This is a genomic window from Salmonella sp. 32010601201800023SM, assembly GCF_017572235.1.
Lineage (GTDB): Bacteria > Pseudomonadota > Gammaproteobacteria > Enterobacterales > Enterobacteriaceae > Salmonella > Salmonella enterica.
The window spans coordinates 124,050-144,708 of record NZ_JAGEQS010000007.1; the positions used below are offsets into that span (position 1 = coordinate 124,050).

Sequence of the window (20,659 nt, forward strand, 5' to 3'; positions counted from 1 at the left end):
CCGGATTTCCGGGCCAGTTTTTACAGCGAAGAATCGTAATAAAAATGGATATCCAGGTTTTCATCGGGCTTGAAGTTTTTTTGTTTAAACTCCAGGGTTAACGGATCAATTTGTTTTAGCGGGTAATTAAAGCAGGGGACGACCACTTCAGTCTCATCCTTCTTATGAATGCGCAAGGTAAAGTCGCCAATGACACCCTCTTTCCAGTTAGCGCCAGTTTTCAGAATATAGCCCAGATAGCCCCAGCCGATATTCGCGCTACCGTCTTCGTTTTTATATTTTATTCCTGCATCCAGCTGTTTTAACGCCTTGCGAGTGGCGGCGGTCAGGCATTGATCGCCGAGCTCATCACCAAGAAGACTGTCAAGGCTGTCAGGCACGCCGGTGGATTTACTGGGCGTGTATGAGTGGTGAATCACGATCTCCTTGCCCGCCGGAAAACGTTGTTGCCAGATAAAATATTGTTGAACGGCAATATTCAGATAGCCGTCATCAAACCACTCTGACGGTAATTGCTGTTTTCCCTCTTTATATCTTTCTTCAATAGAGGCTTTGCCCTCGCGATTGAGGACATGGCGTAGCTGTGGGATCGTCCAGCCGGTTTGCAGTAGTTTCGCCGTAATGTCTTCTTCACCTTTACCGCCTAAGTCATGGATAACTCGCCAGCGGGACTCGCTTTTAACCGGTTTACCGTCCACACTGATCTTAAAGTTGGCAATACCTTCTGTGCTATCTCCCATATATCTTTGGGAAATAGCCGGCATCGGAAAAGCTACCGGAACGGTAATATCCTGCGCCGAATGATTAATAAATACATAATCGACATTGATACGATCGCTGGCAATCAACAATCGCTCTTTCGCCATGCTGATCTCATTTTGTTGCAGAAATTCAATGGAACCATTGGATTCCCCGACCGCCGAGTCGTTTGCATAAGCATGATAACTGGTAATAAAACACAGGAGTACGCTCAGCCACTTAAAATATGTCATACCGGTGCATTCCATGTCCGAAACATAATCATTATCATAATCCGGTGAGTGCCGTTTTTCGAGGGAAGAAAAATGCGGTATTATTTATTTTTATTATTAATAATTTGCCAAAATACATTTGCCGAAGAAATAAAACCATTGCCACAAGGTGATACCTGGCGCAAATATATTGCCCTGTCGCTGCGCGATGAAGAAGGGCTTGAGGATGGGCTGTTTAACCTGCGGCGGATTGAAGCAAACAGTAGCATTGCTTACGTTTGTGGCTTAATAAAAGACAAAAACGATAATTTTCTGACGGATGGGCAAAATCAATATCATCTTTATGACCGCGTGATGGCGATAGGTTATCGCTGGAGTTGGGGCAGCGTTGTGCGCTTTGATAAAACCATTGCTTCGCCGCAGGATGTTCACTGCCATTATGGTAAAAACGTACCGTTAACGTCTGCGCTCTTACGTGAGCAGGTCGCCGCGCAAGGGCGCAAAAATATTTGCCAGCCGGTAAAAGCCAGCGACCCGCTGCGAAGCGATATTCTGAACGGCCTGCGCGTCAGTTATATTGGCGACAGCAATAGCTTAACCCTGAACGGCCCGCTGCCGACGGTAAAATTTATCGTCGAAGACCTTTGCGCCACGGAAGATTATGCTTACTTTTTGGGTAAGGCGACGGGAGATAAAACGAGTTTTTTTATCCATGATGACGCCAATAATCGGCTTCGCGTCGTGTTGAAAAAATCCCCGGATGGCGTGTGGCGCCCGCAGCCGGAAAACAAGCTGCTGACACAACAATCTAAAGTGAGCGGCGGGTACTGTAGCGATGGCACGCTGCGAGAAACCGATTTAGCGCAACTGGCGCAGGCGTGCAGGGTGGAGGGAGACACCGTTAACCTCACCGGCACGCTTCGCCAGCAGGGTGACGGCGAGTCCGCTTACTGGACCCTGACCCCGGATAACCCCCTTGCCTGCGTGCGCGATGCCAATAAGCAGCAGCCTGGCTGGAACCAGACGATGCAACTGGTGCTAACCCCACAAGAGCGGGAATCGCTCAACAATTTGGTCGGTAAAAAAGTCAGCGTCGGCGGCGATATTTTTCTGGCGCTGAGCGTCTCGCATCATACGCCGCTGTTACTGGATAATATTTTTCGCTTAACGGAAATAAAGTGAATGAGAAAGTTATGGGTTATAGGAATGCTATTGATGCTATGCGGCAACGCTGATGCGGCGGCTAAATTACACATTTACACGTTACTAACGGTGGGATGATGGCATTTTACGATGACGGTAACGCAAAAATGTGCGCGCGCCATCGAACCGATGGTGCAGAATCTCAAATCAATGAATAACAAGGCGCCTTATGCCCGTTGGAAACAAATGGGGGATGTCATAAAACTGAAGTCGCCAAATAGCGAGAGTGATTATAAATTTTACCAGCAGGGTGAAATTCTTTCTACCTAGTGGATTTTTAATTATAAGACGCTTCATGCGCTCGTGGATTTGAGTGAGTAAAGCGTTTTATGCCATCATTCGTACATGGACGATAAAGAATAAAACGTCACTGCCAGATTTTCCGCAGGCCGGAAATTTTTCTGCTTAAATTCCAGCGTAGTGGCGTTAATTCGCGTCAGCGGCGGCTGAAAGCAGGTGGTGATCACGTCGCCGTGAAGGCGCAGCGTAAACTCGCCGATGTCCCCCTCTTTCCACGCGGGATCACCGGTTAGCACCACATCCATTCGGTTTTGCCCCAAAGCGCCTGCCGGGCCTTGCGTCGTCATTAACTGATCCAGCGCCTGCTGTATTTGCTGGCGGTTTTCCGCCGTCGGGCAGGTGTTGTCATTGTCCAGCTCATCCGTTGACATTAGCGCGCTGAGTGACACGCTCGGGGTGTAAACCTGGTGGATAGTCACCGCTTTCCCCGCCGGAAAGGTCTGCTGCCAGATGAAGTTGCGCTGGATAGTAAACTGCGGCTGATTATCCTTAAACCATTCCGGCGGCAGCGCCGGGTGATCCGCCGGAGGCGAAAATTCACCATCGCTTAGCGCGGCGATCAGTTGCTCCACCGTCCAGCCAGCCTGCTGAAGTTTATCGGTGATCTCTTCCTGCGGAGCATTCAGTACTACGGTCCAGCGTGGTTGCGGGGTCACGATCTGACCATCGACGCGGATTTTAATGTTGCGGATGCCGGGGATGTAATCTTCACCGGCTTCGTTAACGTCGCTAAATGACAGCGGCGGCATGGGGAAAACGACAGGAACGGTAATATCCTGCGCGGTCGGATTCACAAACAAATAATCGGCATTAATCCGATCGCGTTCAATTAACAGACGCTCTTTCGCCAGTTGAATATCGCTCTGTGCCAGTAAATGTAATGAACTATTCGCCACGGCCTCATTGGCTTGCGCCGGATGAGGCAATACTGCCAGCAATAACGGGAAACCGAACGCGATCTTTTTCATGAGCAAATGATTACTGATAATAACGCAAAGCGCTATTATGGCACCCTCAATGCAATTTTTCGACGGTCACGTTCATGCGTTATTTTTTATTGCTGTTGGTGATGGTTTGTTGCAATTTATATGCATCAGATATGTTCCCGCTGAAGCCTGATGAAAATCCACGTGGCGCTATTGCGTTAACGCTACGCGAGGAGGTTGGGCTATTAAACGCCCGCTTCGATATCAAGCGGATTGAAATCAACGAGACGCGCGAACTGGCCTATTTTTGCGGCCTGCTAAAAGATACTGACGGTCAATATATTAAAGATGAAGATGATAAATATTATCTCTTCGATCGTATTCTGCTGGACAGCGGTACCGAAGGGTGGGTGAGTACGGTTTACCTGGATGAAGAGTTTAGCGCGCCGGAGCAAGCGAAGTGCCACTTTGCCGGGAATGTTGACCTGAAGTCACAGGAATTACGCGCGCTGGTGAAACAGTACGGGCGCATCGCAGCTTGCCTGCCGGTAGAAAAAGGCGATCCGTTGCGCACGCAACTGCTTGACGCGGTACGTGAAAACTACGTTGGCGATCTTAATCGTAAAACAACGCTGAATAATACGCCTGTGCCATCCTTCGTGGTGACGCAGCTATGCGCGGCGCAAAAATATGCCTATTTTTGTGGCGAACCAGCCAATGCCGATGCTGACTGGTATAGTCAGGATAGTAAAAAGTTGGATGTGGTATTGGTATTGCAGAAAGACGCTAATAATACATGGTGGTTGCCCGTTCCTCAATTTCAGGGCATTAGTCGCCAAAGCTCACTGGCCTGGTGTAACCACAGCACCGACATTTTGCCAGTCAAAACGGTTGAAGAAATGGCGAAAAAACGGCAACAGCGCTGCGTGCGGGAAGGCGATACCGTGTCATTGCGCGGAATACTGGCAGAGCAAAAAAGCGGCGCGCAGCGTTATTGGGTGGTTAAACTCGAAGAACCGTTAACCTGCGTCCAGGATGCCGACATGCAGACAGCCGACTGGAATGGGCAAGTGCAACTCTTGTTGAGCGATGAGATCATAGAAAGAGTTAAAGTACAGTACGGCGACGATTTGTTAAACCAAGACGGCGACAGTTTGTTAAACCAAGAAATTGTTGTCACAGGTGATGTTTTACTGGCATTAAGTTCAGATCACCACACGCCACTGGTACTGGAGAATATTGTGGAACTCATGCCCGTGATGGAGGGGCCGGGCTGGTGATGTGAGACTCTCCATTTTTAATGACTGCGCTCTTCCGGCGCATAATAAAAGGTCATCGACAGATCGTTTTCCGGCTTCTGCGGAGCTGGCGGCGGTAGATACTTACCGTTACCTGAACTTCGACCAGCTCTCTCAGTACACTGAGAAAGCGGACGGCGTGATTTTCCAGACTGCGGTGTAACAGAGACGGGCCCGGATTTCCGGGCCCGAATGGCGCTTCTTATTTATTATTACGCTTCACTTCCCGTAGCCCCGGCAAATACGTAATTACCCCGCCCATTATTGCCCCGGCTACAATCGCTGGAATAAGCATAATCAATACTTCACCATATATTAATGGTAGTATGCTTATGTCAAAACCATATCGCGCAAAATTAAACAGCGTCGTGATCAGACCACCTGCAATGGCGCAAAGGATCATCCTGTTAATTATTTTTTGATATAATTTCAGGGGGATCAGCGCGCAGGCGACACCGGTTAACCATGCGGGGAGGAGACTGTATATCCAGCCGGTAATAATCACTAATTCTGGTATTGTTCTGCAGAAATACAACAAAAATGAGTCTGGTCCGCCAATAATGGCGGGTAAAAAGTTTATGATACCTATCGCGATGGCTGCGCCTATTAACGGCCCAAACAGAATAAACCAACCGCTATGATAAATTATTCGTCGAAATACAGACATAATGTATCCTTCCTGAATTTTCCTTCAACCGTCTGACAAAAAATACAACTCACTACGGCTTCTCTGCTGATATCGCCCATTGCTGGAGTTCAGTTGAAAAGTGCTTATCAAGTAGCCAACAATTTCATGACAACGACCCGGATGATAAGGAAGCGTCTGAAAGACTAGCAGGCGTCGGCGTGGGCAGGGTATTGATGATTTCTGAAAAAACGCCAGAGGGACGCCGGGCTGGTAATGCTATAGCTGGATGAGGGGCAGCCGTTTTTAATGACTGCTCTCTTCCGGCGCATAATAAAAGGTCATCTAAACGGCGCGCTGCCTGATGTGAAATTTGTCGTCGAGTTTTCGCTTAACGGAGAGTAAGTGAATGTAATCGTGATCGATGATGGACATTTCCTTGCGGCAACGCCTATATCCCCAGCACTTCCGGCACCAGCTCTTCCAGTTGCCTGACCAGTTCAGGGTCCATATAGCGATAATCGTCGGGGATATCGAGTACGTGCAGGGGCTTATTTTCAATAATACGACGATATTCAGCCATCAACCGGTCTTTATGTTTCTGCTCCATAACGCAGATAACGTCAGCCCACTGAAGTAACCCGCACGACACGCTTTTTTTGGCGTTGCGGCTGGTGCCAGCGGAACGGACGCTAAGGCCAGGATAGCGGCGGAACACCTGCTCCGCCGTGGGGCTGCGCCATTGATTTCGGCTGCATATGAAAAGCACATTCATTAAATAAATACTCTTCCAGATCGCGCTTCGCTAACGGCGAGTTTGTGAATCGTGGAGACTTAATACCCCACGGTGCGGCACGTAGCACTTTGTCGGAGTGCGTGTAGATATATTGAAGCGCTAGAGTGACTTTCTGTATGAATAATAAACTGTTTTGGCATTTTTATTTTATCTTTTGTGCGCCCCGCTGTTTTTCTTTCACCGTGCTGCGATAATTACCTTAAGGCGCAATGCGGTATTGGCGCATTGCCAGGGCAGAGGAAAACAATTATGGATTACGAATTTCTGCGCGACGTTACCGGAGGGGTAAAAGTACGAATGTCGATGGGCCACGAGGTGGTCGGTCACTGGTTTAATGAAGAGGTTAAAGACAACCTCTCGCTACTGGATGAAGTAGAACAAGCCGCGCGTACGGTCAAAGGCAGCGAACGCTCCTGGCAACGAGCAGGGCATGAATACACGATCTGGATGGACGGCGAAGAAGTGATGATTCGCGCCAATCAACTGGATTTTTCCGGCGATGAGATGGAAGAGGGGATGAGTTATTACGATGAAGAGAGTTTATCCCTGTGCGGCATGGAGGATTTTCTGCGGGTCGTCGCCGCGTATCGGGAATTCGTCAGTAAAGCCTGACCCTCTCTTCGTTATTGTCCCACAACGCCAGTCGACGGACAGTTGGGGGCGGTAGTGGAAACGAAGTCGCCAAACATTCCAGCCGGGAGTATCCCGGCTTTTTTATAGCAGAATGATTTTTTTTGATTTTTATTAATCATTTTAAAACTGTGATCTGACGCGTTTGTGATCTTAATTTGATTGAATATAATCGTTATGATTTTATTCAATCACAACAAGCAACAGGCGGTAAGACCATGAACATCAAAAAAGCAATAGAGCGCGTACCCGGCGGCATGATGGTCGTACCGCTCGTTATTGGCGCAGTCATTAACACCTTCGCCCCGCAGGCGCTTGAGATCGGCGGTTTTACCACTGCCTTATTTAAAAACGGCGCGGCACCGCTGATTGGCGCTTTTCTGCTGTGTATGGGAGCCGGTATCAGTGTGAAAGCCGCGCCCCAGGCGTTATTGCAGGGCGGGACGATTACGCTCACTAAGTTGCTTGTCGCCATCGGCATTGGCCTGGGCGTGGAGCATCTTTTCGGCGCGGAGGGTATTTTTGGCCTGAGCGGCGTGGCGATTATCGCGGCGATGAGCAATTCAAATGGCGGACTTTATGCTGCGCTGGTAGGCGAATTCGGCAATGAGCGCGACGTCGGCGCTATCTCTATTTTGTCTCTTAATGATGGCCCTTTCTTTACGATGATTGCGCTGGGCGCGGCAGGGATGGCGAACATTCCCATTATGGCGCTGGTGGCGGTGCTGGTTCCGCTGGTTGTCGGCATGATCCTCGGCAATCTTGATCCTCATATGCGCGATTTTTTGACTAAAGGCGGCCCGCTGCTCATTCCTTTCTTTGCTTTTGCGCTGGGGGCGGGCATCAACCTGGAAATGTTACTGCAAGGCGGACTTGCCGGAATTCTGCTCGGCGTGCTGACAACGTTCGTTGGCGGTTTTTTTAATATTCGCGCAGATCGTCTGGTTGGCGGAACTGGCATTGCCGGGGCGGCGGCCTCCAGCACCGCGGGTAATGCCGTTGCGACGCCGCTGGCTATTGCGCAGGCCGACCCTTCGCTCGCCGAGGTGGCCGCTGCTGCCGCTCCGCTGATTGCCGCCTCGGTGATCACCACGGCAATCCTGACGCCAGTGTTGACCTCCTGGGTTGCAAAAAAACAGGCGCGTCAGGCTTCTTTGGAGAAAAACGCATGAAAATGATGGTTATCGCCGATGATTTTACCGGATCGAATGATACCGGCGTCCAGTTGGCGAAGAAGGGGGCGAGAACGGAAGTTATGTTGAGCGCGTCGCAAAAACCGTCCCGCCGCGCCGATGTGTTAGTCATTAACACCGAAAGCCGGGCGATGCCCGCAGATCTGGCGGCATCTGCCGTTTATGCCGCGCTTTCCCCGTGGTGTGAGACATCGCCAGCGCCGCTGGTGTACAAAAAAATCGACTCCACATTTCGCGGCAATATCGGCGCCGAAGTGACGGCGGCCATGCGCGCCAGTCAGCGAAAACTGGCCGTTATCGCCGCCGCGATCCCTGCGGCCGGACGCACGACGCTTGAAGGAAAATGTCTGGTTAATGGCGTCCCGCTACTGGAAACCGAATTTGCCAGCGATCCGAAAACGCCCATTGTCTCTTCCCGCATTGCCGAGATAGTGGCGTTGCAAAGTGAGATCCCTGTGTATGAAGTCTTTTTGCAGGATGTCCGACGCGGCGGGTTAAGCGCCTTACTTACGGCTTATGCGGCTGAGGGCGAAGGGATTATCGTCGTGGATGCGGTGGAAGAGCGGGACCTGACGTTGATTGCGCAAGCGGCGTGTGAACAACCGTCGATGCCGCTGCTCGTCGGCGCAGCGGGTCTGGCGAATGCGTTGCCGGTTGAACTTTTTATGCAAGACCGGCAGCGGCTGCCGGTGCTGGTGGTGGCCGGTTCGATGAGCGAAGCCACGCGACGTCAGGTGGATAATGCGCTGTGCCGGGGACGTGCGGAGGTCGTGGATATCGATGCCGCGCGCATGGTGTCGGATAGCGCGGAACAGGAAATCGCGTCTGTCGTAGAGCAGGCCTGCGCGCTGTTAAGTCAGCATCGACATACGATTTTACGCACCAGCCGTCGCGCAGAAGATCGACAGTTAATCGACGCGTTGTGCGAAAAATCCGCGATGAGCCGTCAGCAATTGGGCGAGCGACTGAGCCAGCGGCTTGGCGTCGTCACGTTAAACATTATCGAGCAGGCGCGGATTGGCGGGTTGTTTCTGACCGGCGGCGATATCGCTACCGCCGTCGCCGGCGCACTTGGCGCTGAAGGTTATCGCATTCAGAGCGAGGTGGCGCCCTGTATTCCCTGTGGAACGTTTGTAAACAGCGAAATTGACGATCTGCCGGTCATTACCAAAGCGGGCGGATTCGGTTCAGACAGTACGTTGTGTGACGCGCTTTATTATATTGAGGAGATGTATTGTGGAGACTAAAACCGTTGCCATTACCATGGGCGATCCAGCGGGCATTGGGCCGGAAATTATTGTTAAAGCGCTAAGCGAAGACGGTCTCAACGGCGCGCCGCTGGTGGTTATTGGATGCCTCGCAACGTTGAAACGTTTACAGGCGAAGGGCATCACGCCGAACGTCGAGTTACGGGCCATTGAACGGGTCGCCGAAGCGCGTTTTGCGCCCGGCATCATTCATGTGATTGATGAGCCGCTGGCGCAGCCGGAGGCGCTGGAGGCCGGGAAAGTTCAGGCGCAGGCGGGGGATTTAGCGTATCGCTGCGTGAAGCGCGCCACCGAGTTAGCGTTACGGGGCGACGTACAGGCTATCGCTACCGCGCCGTTGAATAAAGAGGCGCTGCACCTGGCGGGGCACAACTATCCGGGCCATACCGAGCTGCTCGCGACCCTGACCCATAGCCGCGATTACGCGATGGTACTTTACACCGATAAACTAAAAGTGATTCACGTTTCAACGCATATCGCGCTGCGTAAATTCCTTGATACGTTAAGTACCACGCGTGTCGAAACGGTGATTGGCATTGCTGATACTTTCCTCAAGCGCGTGGGTTACGTTAAACCGCGTATCGCCGTGGCAGGCGTGAATCCTCATGCGGGCGAGAATGGCCTGTTTGGCGATGAAGAGACGCGTATCCTGACGCCAGCCATTACCGATGCCCGCGCAAAAGGTATGGACGTTTATGGGCCGTGCCCGCCGGATACTGTATTTCTCCAGGCTTATGAGGGACAGTATGATATGGTGGTGGCGATGTATCATGATCAGGGGCATATCCCGTTGAAATTGCTTGGCTTTTATGATGGCGTGAATATCACCGCGGGGCTGCCGTTTATTCGGACCTCTGCCGATCATGGCACCGCATTTGATATCGCCTGGACGGGAAAAGCAAAATCTGAGAGCATGGCCGTATCGATCAAACTGGCAATGCAACTGGCATAATTCCCTGTTATGAAAGGACAACACCGTCTGGATCTCATTGTGGCGTATCTGAAAAACCATACGCTGGTTACGGTAGAACAGCTGGTTGAGGCGGTTGACGCATCGCCAGCCACTATCCGTCGCGATTTGATCAAGCTGGATGAGCAGGGCGTGATCAGCCGTAGTCATGGCGGCGTGGCGCTGCGGCGTTTTGAACCCGCCCAGCCCACCACCAATGAAAAACAACTGCGATCGCCCGCTGAAAAACGGGCGATCGCACGCGTTGCCGCATCGCTGGTGAATGCTGGCGATGCCGTCGTGCTGGATGCCGGTACGACAATGATGGAACTGGCGAAATGCTTAACCCATCTTCCGCTGCGGGTCATCACCGTCGATCTGCATATTGCGCTGTTTTTATCTGAGTTCCGGCAAATTGAAGTGACGATTGTCGGCGGTCGTATCGATGACAGCAGTCAGTCCTGTATCGGTGAGCATGGGCGCAAGCTGTTGCGCAGCGTTTACCCGAACATCGCGTTTATGAGCTGTAATTCATGGGGGGTAAAAACGGGCGTGACGACCCCAACGGAAGATAAGGCCGGGCTTAAACAGGAGATTATTGCTAATGCGCAGCGCAAAGTGTTGCTGGCGGACAGCAGTAAGTATGGCGCGCATTCGCTCTTTAATGTGGTGCCGCTTGAGCGCTTTAATGACGTGATTACCGACGTCAATCTGCCGCCGTCAGCGCAGGTTGAACTGAAAGGGCGCGCTTTTGCGCTAACGCTGGTGCAGCCGGAGTGACAGCGCCGTCAGGCGCTGTCAGTGATGAATCAGACCGCAGAAATATTGCGGCCGTAGTAAATCTCGCGCATCTCTTTCCACAGCGCGGCGGTGATCTCCTGGCGTTCGGTTTCAGTGAGATCTTCCGGTTTGGTGTGAAACATGTAGTGCTTAAGATCGAACTCTTTAAGCAGCATCTTGGTATGGAAAATATTTTCCTGATACACGTTTACATCCACCATGTCATACAGCGACTTCATATCTTCCGACATAAAATTCTGAATAGAATTAATCTCATGATCGATAAAGTGCTTCATACCGTTGACGTCGCGCGTAAAGCCGCGCACGCGGTAATCGATGGTGACAATATCGGACTCTAGCTGGTGGATCAGGTAATTGAGCGCTTTTAGCGGTGAAATCACCCCGCAGGTTGACACTTCGATGTCGGCGCGAAAGGTGCATAGCCCGCCTTCCGGATGGCTTTCCGGATAGGTATGCACACAGATATGGCTCTTATCGAGGTGCGCCACCACGGTTTCCGGCAGCGGGCCGGGATGTTCGGTTTGGTCGATAAGTTTCGGGTCGACTGGCTCTTCGCTCACCAGAATCGTGACGCTGGCGCCCTGGGGTTCATAATCCTGTCGGGCGATGTTCAGGATGTTCGCGCCGATAATGGAGCAGGTCTCCGACAGGATCTCGGTCAGTCGGTTGGCGTTATAGAGTTCATCGATATAGGCGATATAGCCATCGCGCTCTTCTGCGGTTTTGGCGTAGCAGATATCGTAAATACAAAAACTCAGGCTTTTCGTCAGATTGTTAAAGCCATGCAGTTTCAGCTTTTTCAATTTTTATCACCTCCTTAACGTCACTGTGCGGACAGTGCGTCATGTAGATATTGCGGTAGCGCAAATGCAGCGGCATGAATAGCCGGGTTGTAATAGCGACATTTGAGGCCGGCGGCATGAAAACGCGCCTGAATAATTTCGCTCGACAGGTGACGAAGAGCATCGTTGTCCGTCGCCCAGGCGAAGGTCATAATGCCGCCGTAGTAGGTCGGAATCGCCGCCTGGTAGAAGCCGACATCGCTGAAGTAATGACTCAGCTTGCGGTGGCTGTCGAGCGCTTCATCCTGTTGCAGGAAGCACACGCCGTTCTGGGCGACAAAAATGCCGCCCGGATTCAGGCAACGCTTACAGCCTTCATAAAAGGCGGAGGTAAACAGGCTTTCGCCGGGGCCTATCGGATCGGTACAGTCGGAAATGATCACATCAAAGGTCTGATGGGTCTGATTGACGAAATTCACGCCGTCGTCGATCACTAGCGTAAAGCGCGGATCGTCGTAGCTGCCGGCATTGTGGTTGGGTAAATACTGGCGGCAAAACGAGACTACGCCAGCGTCTATCTCTACCATGGTGATGGTTTCGACGTTTTTATGCCGGGTAACTTCACGTAGCATTGCGCCGTCGCCGCCGCCGATAATCAGAACGTGTTTCGCATGACCGTGCGCCAGCAGCGGGACGTGGGTCATCATTTCATGATAAATAAACTCGTCGCGTTCGGTGGTCTGTACCACGCCGTCCAGCGCCATCACGCGGCCAAAAGCGGCGTTTTCAAAGATGATTAAATCCTGGTGATCGGTTTTTTCATGATACAGAACGTTGTCTACGGCAAAGTACTGACCAAACTGGTCGTGTAGCGTTTCATGCCACATCGTATTTTCGGCCATTGGCTGATACCTCCATTGTTAACACCCGTAAAAAAAGGGCGCAACATCATAGCTAACAATGACCGTGGATGCACGGTCATTATTTCAGCAATAGGATCACGGAGGATTATTTAACGTAGGCTAACAGGCTCAGAGAATCGCGGGCCAAAGCTTTGCATTTTTTAGCGACCGGAATACCGATGCCGCTAAGATCGCGGTAGCTGTCTTCGCCCAACGATTTCATATCGAAGGTGTCGTAGTTACTCAGGTCCCACTGATTTTGCTGGGCAAAAAAGACCAGCGCACGCCGAATCTGACTGTTGGGTAAATTTTGGTAACCACAGTCATTTTTCAGAAAAACGAAAACCGCCGTTAAATCGGCCATATCTTCAGCTTCGGATTCAGTAAGCGCATAGCTATTTGCGCATAAGGCCATCAGGCTGCCAAACAACACGGGTCTGAAAAACGTCTTCATTGCTTCTACCACGGCATCAGGGAAAGTCAACGTTAGCATACTGAGAACGTAGCGACGACTTTTATTATCAGGATTGGTCGCGGCGTTTTCATTCTTATTGTATTGCTGTCAGGAATGGTAAAGACGTGTTGCTGGCTTGACCTTCCCGTTAGGGCAGGGTCTAAGCTTAGACACCCGCCTGTTCATTATAAGGAAATGATTATGTTACGCCGTGATTTCTTAAAATATTCAGTGGCGCTGGGGGTTGCATCAGCGCTGCCGCTGTGGAGCCGCGCCGCTTTTGCCGCCGAACGTCCCGCGTTGCCTATTCCTGACCTGTTAACGGCAGATGCGAGCAACCGTATGCAGTTAATTGTTAAAGCCGGACAGTCCACATTCGCCGGTAAGAACGCGACAACCTGGGGCTACAACGGTAATTTGCTGGGGCCAGCGGTACAGCTTCACAAAGGAAAAAGCGTGACCGTTGATATCCATAACCAACTGGCCGAAGACACGACGCTTCACTGGCATGGTCTGGAGATTCCAGGCATCGTCGACGGCGGTCCGCAGGGGATTATTCCCGCAGGCGGAACCCGTACGGTGACGTTTACGCCGGAGCAACGCGCCGCGACCTGCTGGATTCATCCGCACAAACACGGCAAAACCGGGCGCCAGGTGGCGATGGGCCTTGCCGGACTGGTGCTGATTGAAGATGACGAGATTCGCAAATTGCGCCTGCCGAAACAGTGGGGCATCGACGATGTGCCGGTGATCATTCAGGACAAACGTTTCTCCGCCGATGGCCAGATTGATTATCAACTGGATATTATGACCGCCGCCGTCGGCTGGTTTGGCGATACGCTGCTGACCAATGGCGCGATCTATCCGCAGCATTCCGCGCCGAAAGGCTGGCTACGTCTGCGCTTGCTAAATGGCTGTAATGCGCGTTCGCTGAATATCGCCGCCAGCGATAATCGCCCGCTTTATGTGATCGCCAGCGACGGCGGCCTGCTGGCGGAGCCGGTGAAAGTCACCGAACTGCCGTTATTAATGGGCGAGCGTTTTGAAGTGCTGGTGGATATCAGCGACGGGAAAGCCTTTGACCTGGTGACGCTGCCGGTCAGCCAGATGGGAATGGCGATCGCTCCGTTTGATAAACCGCATCCGGTGATGCGTATCCAGCCGCTGCGGATTACCGCCTCCGGTACGCTGCCGGATACGTTGACGACGATGCCGGCGCTGCCGTCGCTGGAAGGGCTGACGGTGCGCAACCTGAAACTGTCGATGGACCCGCGTCTTGATATGATGGGGATGCAAATGCTGATGAAGAAATATGGCGCTCAGGCGATGAGCGGCATGGATCATGACAGCATGAACGCGCATATGCAGGGCGGCAATATGGGGCATGGCGAGATGGATCATGGCAACATGGATCACAGCGGGATGAATCATGGCGCGATGGGCAATATGAATCACGGCGGAAAATTCGACTTCCATAACGCTAACTTTATCAACGGCCAGGTCTTTGATATGAACAAACCGATGTTCGCGGCGCAAAAAGGCCGACATGAACGTTGGGTGATTTCCGGCGTGGGTGACATGATGCTGCATCCTTTCCATATTCACGGCACGCAGTTCCGTATTTTGTCAGAGAATGGCAAAGCGCCAGCGGCGCACAGAACGGGCTGGAAGGATACGGTACGCGTTGAGGGGGGGATCAGCGAAGTGCTGGTCAAGTTCGATCACGACGCACCGAAGGAACATGCCTATATGGCGCACTGTCATCTGTTAGAACATGAAGATACGGGAATGATGTTAGGATTTACGGTCTGACCGATGTCTGTGACGCAGGCCGGGTAAGGCGAAACCGCCACCCGGCACAATGCCCGGCATACGCCGGGCATTAATGGTTATTTCGCGTCGTCAGGCAAAGCATAGGCCACGATATAGTCGCCCATCTTCGTACCAAACGAACCGTGGCCTCCGGCAGAAACGACCACGTACTGCTTACCGTTTACCTCATAGGTCATCGGCGTTGCCTGGCCTCCGGCGGGTAAACGTCCCTGCCACAGTTTTTCCCCGTTGCTCATGTTATAAGCGCGCAGGTAGTTGTCGGCGGTCGCGGCGATAAACAGCACGTTACCGGCGGTTGAGATTGGCCCGCCCAGCATGGGCATCCCCATGTTGAACGGCACCGGAACCGGCATCGGGAACGGCATACTGTCGCGCGGCGTCCCTATACGTTTCTTCCACACGATTTCATTGGTCTTCAGATCCAACGCGGAAATATAGCCCCAGGCCGGTTGTTTACACGGCAGGCCAAACGGCGAAAGGAACGGATTCAGCGTGACGCCGAATGGTACGCCGTACTGTGGCTGAATACCCGCTTCTGTACCAGTACCTTTCGCGTCTTTCGGCGGTTCCATTGGATTACCCGGGCCGCGTGGGATCAGCTTCGAGACAAACGGCAGCGCCATCGGGTTAGCGATAGCGACCTGACGGTCTGGATCGACGGAAATACCGCCCCATTCAAACATCCCCAGGTTGCCAGGGAATACCAATGTTCCCTGCTCGGACGGCGGGGTGAAGATACCTTCATAGCGCAACTGGTGGAACATGACGCGGCACACCAGTTGGTCGAACATGGTCGCGCCCCACATATCCGCGCCGGAGAGATCTTTTTTCGGGCGGAAGGTTAAATCAGAGAACGGCTGAGTTTTGGCGACGTAATCGCCTTTTGCCGCGCCCTGCGGGACCGGTTTTTCCGGGGCGGGCACGACCAGCTCGCCATTACGTCTGTCCAGCACAAAGATATTACCGGTTTTCGCTGGCGCATAGATAACCGGAACGGTAGTACCGTCAACGGTAATATCCGCCAGCGTCGGCTGTGCCGGCAGGTCCATATCCCACAGATCGTGATGGACGGTCTGATAACTCCAGGCCAGTTTCCCGGTGGTGGCATTCAGCGCCAGGATGGAGCTGGCATAACGTTCCTGCTCCGGCGTGCGGTTACCGCCCCAGATATCCGGCGTGGTCACGCCCATCGGCAGATAGACCAGATCCAGTTTCGCATCATAGGCGGCAGGCGCCCAGGAGTTCGGCGAGTTAAAGGTAAAAGCGTGCTCATCGGCTGGAATCGCGTTCGGATCTTTCGCCCCCGGATCGAAGGCCCACATGAGTTTACCGCTATTAACATCAAAACCACGGATAACGCCGGACGTTTCGCGGGTAGAGAAGTTATCCGTGACCGAACCGGCAATGACAATTGTTTTATCGGTGATAATCGGCGGCGACGTCGGTTCATACAGTCCCGGCGTGGTATCCGGCATATTGGTTTGCAGATTCAGGACGCCTTTGTTGGCGAAGGTTTCACACAGCTTGCCGGTTTCGGCATTCACCGCGAAAAGGCGACCGTCGTTGACCGGGAGGATAATACGGCGCGGACAGTCGGCGATGACCTCCGGCGAGGCGGTATCCGCTTTGGCCTCATGATAAGAGACGCCGCGGCAGGTCACATGCTGGAAAGACGAATCGGTCTTCAACTGAGGATCAAAATGCCACTTCTCTTTACCGCTGGCGGCGTCCAGCGCGAACAGACGCTGGTGAGCCGTACACAGATAAAGCGTATCGCCGACTTTAATCGGGGTCACTTCGTTGGTGATTTCACCCGGATCGTTGGGTTGTTTCAGATCGCCGGTGCGGAAGACCCACGCTTCTTTCAGTTGGTGAACGTTATCCGCAGTGATCTGTTTCAGCGGTGAATAGCGTTGGCCTTCCTGATTGCGTCCATAGGCCGGCCAGTCTTCGTCGGCGATCGACGAGCTTGTTGCGGCGGGCGTGGCGTCGGCGCGAAGCGTACCGTTGATCTCCTGCGGGTCGTTGAAGCCAGCCCAGGTCAGAATGCCGCCGCTAATCAGCAGCGCCACGACCAGCGCCGCCACTGCGCCGCTGGAAGGAACCACCAGCCGATGCCAGACAAACGGCAATATTAGCCAGATGCCGAAAAACACCAGAATATCGCTACGCGGCGTGAGCGCCCAGAAGTCGAACCCGACTTCCCACACGCCCCAAATCATTGTCGCCAGCAGCAGGGCGGCATACAGCCACAGTGCGGCACGTTTACTGCGCCATAGCAATCCGGCCACAACCAGCATCACGAGGCCCGCGATGGGGTAGTACCAGGAACCGCCAATAGCAACCAGCCAGACACCTCCGATAAGAAGATACAGCCCACAAAGTGCTGCAAAGAGGGCCGTCAGCGTCACGAGTAATCGTGGCGATCGTGCGTTATTTTCTGCCATAAAAAGACACCATCCCAAATTGTTAATTTTTTAGTAGCAATTAAGTATAGGAATTAACATGTGTGATCGTCATCACAAAATGAGCTTTCTTATCAAATGCCGCGAATGAATACGTTTGCTGTTATACTGCGTGCCTTGCGCGTCAATGCGGCGTTATTAGTCACCGGCATTGAGTGATTTGTTTTTAAATCATATGGTTATAAATATGAAACATACTGTTGAAGTCATGATCCCCGAAGCGGAGATCAAAGCACGTATTGCCGAGCTGGGTCGTCAGATTACCGAACGTTATAAAGACAGCGGCAGTGAAATGGTGCTGGTAGGTCTGTTGCGTGGCTCATTTATGTTTATGGCGGACCTGTGCCGTGAAGTTCAGGTTCCTCATGAAGTCGATTTTATGACCGCCTCCAGTTATGGTAGCGGCATGTCCACCACCCGCGACGTGAAAATCCTCAAAGATCTGGATGAGGATATTCGTGGTAAAGACGTGCTGATTGTCGAAGACATTATTGATTCCGGTAATACGCTGTCGAAGGTCCGTGAAATCCTGGGTCTGCGCGAGCCGAAATCGCTGGCGATTTGTACGCTGCTGGATAAACCTTCTCGCCGCGAAGTGGACGTGCCGGTTGAGTTCGTTGGCTTTTCGATTCCGGACGAATTTGTAGTCGGTTACGGTATCGACTACGCTCAGCGTTATCGCCATCTACCGTATGTTGGTAAAGTGGTGCTGCTGGACGAGTAAGCGCAGAAATGCCGGATGGCGTCGCTAAAGCGACTTATCCGGCCTATAGCTAATGGCTTATTGGTGGGGAATGTATTTCAGACTTAGGGCGGAAATACCCTTATGATAGCCGTTCTCCAGCGTTTCTCTGTTGGTGGCGGTGACGTCAAGATCGCGCAGCAGGCCATCATTGATACTGTACGCCCAGCCGTGAATGGTCACATTCTGACCGCGTTTCCACGCTGACTGCATAATGGTGGAATGCCCCAGGTTATAGACCTGTTCCATGACGTTCAATTCATAGAGCGCGTCCAGACGTTGCTCTTCGGGCATTTTTCCCAACAGCGAGCTATGTTTAAGCCAGATGTCGCGGATATGCAGCAGCCAGTTATTAATCAAGCCCAGCTCAGGGTTTTCTACCGCAGCCTTGATACCGCCGCAACCGGAGTGGCCGCAAATGATAATATGCTCAACTTCCAGAACATCTACCGCATACTGAACCACGGAGAGACAGTTCAGATCGGTGTGAATAACCAGGTTAGCCACATTACGGTGAACAAACAATTCGCCCGGTTCAAGCCCGGTTAAACGCTCTGCGGGAACGCGGCTGTCGGAACATCCAATCCATAGAAAGCGCGGTTTTTGCGCTTGCGCCAGTTTCTCAAAAAATCCGGGGTCCTCTTCCACCAGCATTTTTGACCATAGTGCATTGTTGCTGATGAGTGTATCTATGTCTTTCATGGAAGTTAACGACCTGTAACCAAATAAGTGCGTTGGGCTAATATAGGGCAACTCCGTAATTATTTAAACCATATATAAAGTGTAAGAACGTAAAGTAAGTGAGAATTTATGACCATTGCGCTGGAACTTCAACAACTTAAAAAAACCTATCCCGGCGGCGTTCAGGCGTTGCGCGGCATAGATTTGCAGGTCGAAGCGGGGGATTTTTACGCGCTTCTAGGGCCAAATGGAGCAGGGAAATCGACCACCATCGGTATTATCAGCTCATTGGTTAATAAAACGTCCGGGCGCGTTAACGTTTTTGGTTACGACCTGGAAAAAGACGTGGTTAACGCCAAGCGACAGCTTGGACTGGTGCCACAGGAGTTTAACTTTAACCCGTTTGAAACGGTGCAACAGATCGTAGTGAATCAGGCCGGTTACTACGGCGTGGAACATAAAGAGGCGGTTTTACGTAGCGAAAAGTATTTAAAACAGCTCGATCTGTGGGAAAAACGTAGTGAACGTGCGCGGATGCTCTCCGGTGGGATGAAACGCCGCCTGATGATCGCCCGCGCATTGATGCATGAGCCTAAGCTATTGATTCTCGACGAGCCGACGGCGGGTGTCGATATCGAATTGCGTCGCTCGATGTGGGGATTCCTGAAAGACTTAAACGCCAAAGGCACCACCATTATTCTCACCACCCACTATCTGGAAGAGGCGGAAATGCTGTGCCGCAATATCGGTATTATTCAGCACGGCGAGCTGGTGGAAAATACCTCCATGAAAAATCTGCTTTCAAAGCTGAAATCGGAGACGTTTATTCTGGATTTAGCGCCAAAAAGCCCGCTACCTAAGCTTACGGGTTATCAATATCGTCTGGTGGATACCTCGACTCTGGAGGTGGAAGTGTTACGCGAGCAGGGGGTTAACAGTGTCTTTAGCCAACTGAGCGAGCAGGGGGTTCAGGTATTAAGTATGCGTAATAAAGCCAACCGTCTGGAAGAACTGTTTGTGTCGCTGGTGCATGAAAAACAAGGAGATCGCGCATGATGCAGCTTTACTGGGTTGCCCTTAAAAGCATCTGGGCGAAAGAGATCCACCGCTTTATGCGGATCTGGGTGCAAACGCTGGTGCCGCCCGTCATCACCATGACGCTCTATTTTATTATTTTCGGCAACCTGATTGGTTCGCGCATCGGCGAAATGCATGGTTTTAGCTATATGCAATTTATTGTGCCGGGCCTGATTATGATGGCGGTCATTACTAACTCCTACGCGAATGTCGCGTCGTCATTTTTTAGCGCCAAGTTTCAGCGCAATATTGAGGAACTGCTGGTCGCGCCGGTACCAACGCATGTGATCATCGCCGGATTTGTCGGCGGCGGCGTAGCGCGCGGGCTGTGCGTAGGGATTCTGGTGACGGCGATTTCGCTCTTTTTCGTGCCTTTCCAGGTGCATTCCTGGGTATTTGTCGCGCTAACGCTGATTCTGACCGCGATTCTGTTCTCGCTGGCCGGACTGCTGAACGCCGTGTTTGCGAAAACCTTTGACGATATCAGTCTGATCCCGACCTTTGTGCTGACGCCGCTGACCTACCTCGGCGGGGTATTTTACTCGCTGACGCTGCTGCCGCCGTTCTGGCAAGGGCTGTCGCACCTGAACCCGATCGTCTACATGATCAGCGGTTTCCGTTATGGTTTTCTGGGTATCCATGATGTGCCGCTGGTGACGACGTTTGGCGTACTGGTGATCTTTATCGCTGCTTTCTATCTGCTGTGTTGGTCGCTGATCCAGCGCGGGCGCGGGTTGCGCAGTTAAGCGCTGACTGGGGAGAT

At 52.2% G+C, this 20,659-nt stretch carries 21 protein-coding genes; 12 read left to right on the forward strand and 9 right to left on the reverse strand.

The genetic code is table 11. From position 1 onward, the window contains the following. Nucleotides 1-20: 20 nt before the first annotated feature. On the reverse strand, nt 21-992 hold the full coding sequence (locus J4617_RS19315; RefSeq protein WP_017465630.1) for a DUF4424 family protein: 972 nt from the start codon (nt 990-992) through the stop codon (nt 21-23). Nucleotides 993-1,130: 138 nt separating this feature from the next. On the opposite strand from J4617_RS19315, the gene J4617_RS19320 reads away from it, so the two are divergent. Next, on the forward strand, nt 1,131-2,153 hold the full coding sequence (locus J4617_RS19320; RefSeq protein WP_223227890.1) for a DUF4431 domain-containing protein: 1,023 nt from the start codon (nt 1,131-1,133) through the stop codon (nt 2,151-2,153). 356 nt (nt 2,154-2,509) lie between these two features. Here J4617_RS19320 and J4617_RS19325 read toward each other — a convergent pair whose 3' ends face one another. Beyond that, nucleotides 2,510-3,442 carry a DUF4424 family protein gene (locus J4617_RS19325; protein WP_017465633.1) on the reverse strand — a complete coding sequence of 311 codons (933 nt, stop codon included), beginning with the start codon at nt 3,440-3,442 and terminating at the stop codon, nt 2,510-2,512. A 74-nt stretch (nt 3,443-3,516) separates the two neighbouring features. Between J4617_RS19325 and J4617_RS19330 the strand changes: the two genes are divergently transcribed. Next, nucleotides 3,517-4,680: a DUF4431 domain-containing protein gene (locus J4617_RS19330; protein ID WP_017465634.1), complete on the forward strand. Its 1,164-nt coding sequence runs from the start codon at nt 3,517-3,519 to the stop codon at nt 4,678-4,680. A gap of 1 nt (nt 4,681) precedes the next feature. Continuing rightward, nucleotides 4,682-4,861, forward strand: coding sequence for a hypothetical protein (locus J4617_RS19335; RefSeq protein WP_017465635.1), 180 nt, complete (start codon nt 4,682-4,684; stop codon nt 4,859-4,861). A 39-nt stretch (nt 4,862-4,900) separates the two neighbouring features. On the opposite strand, the gene J4617_RS19340 is transcribed toward J4617_RS19335, so the two are convergent. Further along, entirely contained in the window at nt 4,901-5,365 is a 465-nt protein-coding gene (locus J4617_RS19340) for a membrane protein (protein ID WP_000110437.1), read from the reverse strand. A gap of 409 nt (nt 5,366-5,774) precedes the next feature. Next, on the reverse strand, nt 5,775-6,098 hold the full coding sequence (locus J4617_RS19345) for a hypothetical protein (protein WP_001101536.1): 324 nt from the start codon (nt 6,096-6,098) through the stop codon (nt 5,775-5,777). Between the two features lie 270 nt (nt 6,099-6,368). Between J4617_RS19345 and yacL the strand changes: the two genes are divergently transcribed. The 5 genes from yacL to J4617_RS19370 all read left to right on the forward strand — a co-directional run bounded on the left by yacL (nt 6,369) and on the right by J4617_RS19370 (nt 10,939). After that, nucleotides 6,369-6,731: a protein YacL gene (yacL, locus tag J4617_RS19350; RefSeq protein WP_000384308.1), complete on the forward strand. Its 363-nt coding sequence runs from the start codon at nt 6,369-6,371 to the stop codon at nt 6,729-6,731. Nucleotides 6,732-6,967: 236 nt separating this feature from the next. Then, entirely contained in the window at nt 6,968-7,921 is a 954-nt protein-coding gene (locus J4617_RS19355) for a 2-keto-3-deoxygluconate permease 1 (RefSeq protein ID WP_001022089.1), read from the forward strand. Continuing rightward, a complete protein-coding gene (locus J4617_RS19360) occupies nt 7,918-9,189 on the forward strand; it encodes a D-threonate kinase (RefSeq protein WP_017465636.1) in 1,272 nt (423 codons plus the stop codon). The genes J4617_RS19355 and J4617_RS19360 overlap by 4 nt, the downstream gene beginning before the upstream one ends. Beyond that, on the forward strand, nt 9,179-10,162 hold the full coding sequence (locus J4617_RS19365; protein WP_000448749.1) for a D-threonate 4-phosphate dehydrogenase: 984 nt from the start codon (nt 9,179-9,181) through the stop codon (nt 10,160-10,162). The genes J4617_RS19360 and J4617_RS19365 overlap by 11 nt, the downstream gene beginning before the upstream one ends. A gap of 9 nt (nt 10,163-10,171) precedes the next feature. After that, complete coding sequence (locus tag J4617_RS19370; protein WP_000678257.1) at nt 10,172-10,939, forward strand: DeoR/GlpR family DNA-binding transcription regulator; 768 nt, start codon at nt 10,172-10,174, stop codon at nt 10,937-10,939. Nucleotides 10,940-10,968: 29 nt separating this feature from the next. On the opposite strand, the gene speD is transcribed toward J4617_RS19370, so the two are convergent. The 3 genes from speD to J4617_RS19385 form a co-directional block, all read right to left on the reverse strand. Continuing rightward, nucleotides 10,969-11,763, reverse strand: coding sequence for an adenosylmethionine decarboxylase (gene speD / locus J4617_RS19375; protein ID WP_000734293.1), 795 nt, complete (start codon nt 11,761-11,763; stop codon nt 10,969-10,971). Between the two features lie 20 nt (nt 11,764-11,783). Continuing rightward, on the reverse strand, nt 11,784-12,644 hold the full coding sequence (gene speE, locus J4617_RS19380) for a polyamine aminopropyltransferase (RefSeq protein ID WP_000829968.1): 861 nt from the start codon (nt 12,642-12,644) through the stop codon (nt 11,784-11,786). Nucleotides 12,645-12,750: 106 nt separating this feature from the next. Continuing rightward, nucleotides 12,751-13,098 (reverse strand): YacC family pilotin-like protein, encoded by a 348-nt coding sequence (locus J4617_RS19385; RefSeq protein WP_000846613.1) that lies wholly within the window; start codon nt 13,096-13,098, stop codon nt 12,751-12,753. A 201-nt stretch (nt 13,099-13,299) separates the two neighbouring features. Between J4617_RS19385 and cueO the strand changes: the two genes are divergently transcribed. Next, complete coding sequence (gene cueO / locus J4617_RS19390) at nt 13,300-14,910, forward strand: multicopper oxidase CueO (RefSeq protein WP_000946047.1); 1,611 nt, start codon at nt 13,300-13,302, stop codon at nt 14,908-14,910. A gap of 77 nt (nt 14,911-14,987) precedes the next feature. On the opposite strand, the gene J4617_RS19395 is transcribed toward cueO, so the two are convergent. Further along, entirely contained in the window at nt 14,988-17,378 is a 2,391-nt protein-coding gene (locus J4617_RS19395) for a pyrroloquinoline quinone-dependent dehydrogenase (protein ID WP_000829731.1), read from the reverse strand. A gap of 205 nt (nt 17,379-17,583) precedes the next feature. Here J4617_RS19395 and hpt point away from each other — a divergent pair, with 205 nt between their 5' ends. Further along, nucleotides 17,584-18,120, forward strand: a complete 537-nt coding sequence (gene hpt / locus J4617_RS19400) for a hypoxanthine phosphoribosyltransferase (protein WP_000683342.1) — start codon at nt 17,584-17,586, stop codon at nt 18,118-18,120. Between the two features lie 57 nt (nt 18,121-18,177). Here hpt and can read toward each other — a convergent pair whose 3' ends face one another. Continuing rightward, nucleotides 18,178-18,840: a carbonate dehydratase gene (can, locus tag J4617_RS19405; protein ID WP_000651591.1), complete on the reverse strand. Its 663-nt coding sequence runs from the start codon at nt 18,838-18,840 to the stop codon at nt 18,178-18,180. A 108-nt stretch (nt 18,841-18,948) separates the two neighbouring features. Between can and J4617_RS19410 the strand changes: the two genes are divergently transcribed. Together J4617_RS19410 and J4617_RS19415 are read left to right on the forward strand one after the other, a co-directional pair. Continuing rightward, nucleotides 18,949-19,875 carry an ABC transporter ATP-binding protein gene (locus tag J4617_RS19410; protein WP_000150628.1) on the forward strand — a complete coding sequence of 309 codons (927 nt, stop codon included), beginning with the start codon at nt 18,949-18,951 and terminating at the stop codon, nt 19,873-19,875. Continuing rightward, the gene (locus J4617_RS19415) at nt 19,872-20,642 is read left to right on the forward strand and encodes an ABC transporter permease (RefSeq protein ID WP_000983418.1); all 771 of its coding nucleotides are present in this window, start codon (nt 19,872-19,874) and stop codon (nt 20,640-20,642) included. Before J4617_RS19410 ends, J4617_RS19415 begins: the two co-directional genes overlap by 4 nt. Nucleotides 20,643-20,659: the final 17 nt, after the last annotated feature.

What these genes read in the sequence shown, in the direction of transcription:
- yacL (WP_000384308.1), top strand. Translation starts at nt 6,369, where the DNA reads ATGGATTACGAATTTCTGCGCGACGTTACCGGAGGGGTAAAAGTACGA.
- J4617_RS19340 (WP_000110437.1), bottom strand. Translation starts at nt 5,365, where the DNA reads ATGTCTGTATTTCGACGAATAATTTATCATAGCGGTTGGTTTATTCTG.
- J4617_RS19395 (WP_000829731.1), bottom strand. Translation starts at nt 17,378, where the DNA reads ATGGCAGAAAATAACGCACGATCGCCACGATTACTCGTGACGCTGACG.
- J4617_RS19370 (WP_000678257.1), top strand. Translation starts at nt 10,172, where the DNA reads ATGAAAGGACAACACCGTCTGGATCTCATTGTGGCGTATCTGAAAAAC.
- hpt (WP_000683342.1), top strand. Translation starts at nt 17,584, where the DNA reads ATGAAACATACTGTTGAAGTCATGATCCCCGAAGCGGAGATCAAAGCA.
- can (WP_000651591.1), bottom strand. Translation starts at nt 18,840, where the DNA reads ATGAAAGACATAGATACACTCATCAGCAACAATGCACTATGGTCAAAA.
- J4617_RS19345 (WP_001101536.1), bottom strand. Translation starts at nt 6,098, where the DNA reads ATGAATGTGCTTTTCATATGCAGCCGAAATCAATGGCGCAGCCCCACG.
- J4617_RS19360 (WP_017465636.1), top strand. Translation starts at nt 7,918, where the DNA reads ATGAAAATGATGGTTATCGCCGATGATTTTACCGGATCGAATGATACC.
- J4617_RS19325 (WP_017465633.1), bottom strand. Translation starts at nt 3,442, where the DNA reads ATGAAAAAGATCGCGTTCGGTTTCCCGTTATTGCTGGCAGTATTGCCT.
- J4617_RS19355 (WP_001022089.1), top strand. Translation starts at nt 6,968, where the DNA reads ATGAACATCAAAAAAGCAATAGAGCGCGTACCCGGCGGCATGATGGTC.
- J4617_RS19330 (WP_017465634.1), top strand. Translation starts at nt 3,517, where the DNA reads ATGCGTTATTTTTTATTGCTGTTGGTGATGGTTTGTTGCAATTTATAT.
- J4617_RS19415 (WP_000983418.1), top strand. Translation starts at nt 19,872, where the DNA reads ATGATGCAGCTTTACTGGGTTGCCCTTAAAAGCATCTGGGCGAAAGAG.
- J4617_RS19385 (WP_000846613.1), bottom strand. Translation starts at nt 13,098, where the DNA reads ATGAAGACGTTTTTCAGACCCGTGTTGTTTGGCAGCCTGATGGCCTTA.
- speE (WP_000829968.1), bottom strand. Translation starts at nt 12,644, where the DNA reads ATGGCCGAAAATACGATGTGGCATGAAACGCTACACGACCAGTTTGGT.
- cueO (WP_000946047.1), top strand. Translation starts at nt 13,300, where the DNA reads ATGTTACGCCGTGATTTCTTAAAATATTCAGTGGCGCTGGGGGTTGCA.
- J4617_RS19315 (WP_017465630.1), bottom strand. Translation starts at nt 992, where the DNA reads ATGACATATTTTAAGTGGCTGAGCGTACTCCTGTGTTTTATTACCAGT.
- J4617_RS19410 (WP_000150628.1), top strand. Translation starts at nt 18,949, where the DNA reads ATGACCATTGCGCTGGAACTTCAACAACTTAAAAAAACCTATCCCGGC.